The organism is Paracoccus aeridis (genome assembly GCF_004923205.2).
In the GTDB taxonomy this organism is placed as follows: domain Bacteria; phylum Pseudomonadota; class Alphaproteobacteria; order Rhodobacterales; family Rhodobacteraceae; genus Paracoccus; species Paracoccus aeridis.
Genome location: NZ_SELD02000061.1, coordinates 1 through 2,008 on the forward strand (window position 1 = coordinate 1; position 2,008 = coordinate 2,008).

The 2,008-nt window shown below is 69.3% G+C and carries 2 protein-coding genes and 1 pseudogene; all 3 read right to left on the reverse strand.

Annotated features, from left to right (window positions below; all coding sequences use genetic code 11):
* Positions 1-925: phage major capsid protein (locus ELI80_RS14250; RefSeq protein ID WP_136652915.1), on the reverse strand; the 925-nt coding region annotated here is incomplete at its 3' end.
* A gap of 11 nt (positions 926-936) precedes the next feature.
* Positions 937-1,782, reverse strand: coding sequence for a head maturation protease, ClpP-related (locus ELI80_RS14255; RefSeq protein ID WP_136652916.1), 846 nt, complete (start codon positions 1,780-1,782; stop codon positions 937-939).
* Positions 1,779-2,008: pseudogene (locus tag ELI80_RS16235) on the reverse strand (hypothetical protein); the annotation flags it as partial. The gene ELI80_RS14255 and the pseudogene ELI80_RS16235, both read right to left, overlap by 4 nt.

Here is a 2,008-nt window from a genome sequence, read left to right on the forward strand (position 1 = left end):
AGGTGTTGCGGTTCGCGACCAGGCGGGCATTCTGCGCCGCCTGACCCGGGAGAGAATAGACCAGATCGATCAGCTCGTCGGCAGTGATCGCCGTCGCACTCTCGGCGGTGATGGTCGGGATCGCGCCCCACGGGTGGGCAGTCGCCTTCGATCCACCCTCGGCATAGGTCAGGACCCCCGAGGGCTTGTTGACGCCGTCACCGGCCACGAAGGCGATGCCCTCCTGGTAGGCGAACTCGGCCTCGATCTCGCTGGCGATCCACTGCTCGAGGTTGATCGCGGCATCGTCGAGCATCTGCTGGGTGGCGCCCGGATTGGCGTAGATCTCGCCAGGGGTGTAGTCGAGATGCCCGAACTGCGGCGTGCTGGTCTGCGGCCGCGGGGCGGTCTCGCCGACCCAGCCCGAGCCGAAGCCCTGGGCCGAGAAGAGCTTGCGGAAGCCTGCACCGGAGATCGTCTGGACGGAGGCGATCTGGCGCATGGGCGAGACCTCGACCAGCTTGTCAGTGATGGTGCGGTCCCATTCGACCGGCGCCAGATAGCCGCCTTCGGCGTCAGCGCCCTTGTTCAGCGCCGCCGAGACCTCGCCCTTGCGGAAGTGGGCACGGAAGGCGTCGGTGTAGGCGGCATCGAACGGGCCGGGTGCGCCACCCGTCCCGCCGATCCGCAGGGCTGCGATCTGCGCGGCCTGCGCATCCATGGCGGCCTGCAGCTCGCCAACGGCGGCGTTGATGCGGTCGACCTTCTCGGCCCGGACCACGTCTTCCTGGCCTTTCCTGAGCGCGGCCAGCTGATCGCTGTGCTCGGCCTTGAATGCCTCGAAGCTGCGCTGCAGCTCGGCGAAGATCTGCTTCGGATCGCCGCTGGCGTCGGCGCGCAGGGCAACGATCCCGCGCGTCAGCGCAGGGTGGGACATCATGGTCATGGGATTGCCTCTCAGGTGAGCGTCAGGATGAGGGACCGCGCGGCGGCGGCCCAGTCGTCGTCAGCGCGCGGCGTGACGGGAGCGGCAGCGTCCTGCGTGCCGCGGAGTTCGGCCAGAAGCGCGCGGCGTTCCGACCGGGAGATGTTCTGCTTCGCGAGCAGGCTGTCGATGCGCCTGAGCGCGCTCGGACCGCTGCCGCTGGTCTCGGTCTCGACCACATCGGCTGTGAGGAAGCCGTCAGCCAGACCGGCCTCCACCGCCTGCGCTCCGCTGAACCAGGTCTCGGCATCCATCCACGCGCCGGCCTGCGCGAGATCGACGCCGGCCTTGGCGGCGTAGATCTCGGCCATGGCCGCATCGAAGGGGAGCATGGTCTCGGCGGCCGCGGCCATGTCGTGGCGATTGCCGATGGCGACGACCCAGGCATTGTGGACCATCAGGAACCCGGCGCGGCCGATCCGGACCTCGTCACCGGCCATGGCGATCACCGAGGCCGCCGAGGCGGCGAGCCCGAGGATGCGGACGGTGACCCGGCGCGGATCGGCGCGCAGCATGTTGTAGATTGCCACGCCCTCGAAGAAGTCGCCGCCGGGGCTGTTGATGTCGACGGTGATCTCGTCGGCGGTGATCGCCCGCAGCGCCGCAGCGACGCGCCGGGCGGTGACGCCCTCGCCGGTCAGGCCATCGGCGCCGATGACGTCGAGGATGCTGATCGTGCGGCTGCCGGTCACCGACTCCCGGCCGGGACCGGCGCGAAGTCCGGGGGTCCACTTCTCCAGCAGCGCCGGATCGGGGTCCCAGCCCTGCACCTTCGGCGGGTGCGTCAGGCTGATCGGGGGTGCGCTGCGCAGCGTCATGGCTCTCGCTCCTCTGTCTTCTGCTGCCGCAACAGGCCGGCGTCCTGTTCGTCAGGTCCCGCTGGCGCCGTCATGTTCGGCGGCGGATAATAGACATCGCCGCCTGCGCGCGGGTTCTCGTCCTCGAGCGTGCGGATCTCGTTGGGGCTCCAGACGCCCCATTGCAGGCCCTTCATGTAGGCTGTTGATTTCCACTTGGAACTGACCCGGGACGGCGCCTGATTTC

Excerpts from the sequence above, each read along its gene's own strand:
- ELI80_RS14255 (WP_136652916.1), bottom strand. The coding sequence starts at position 1,782 with ATGACGCTGCGCAGCGCACCCCCGATCAGCCTGACGCACCCGCCGAAG.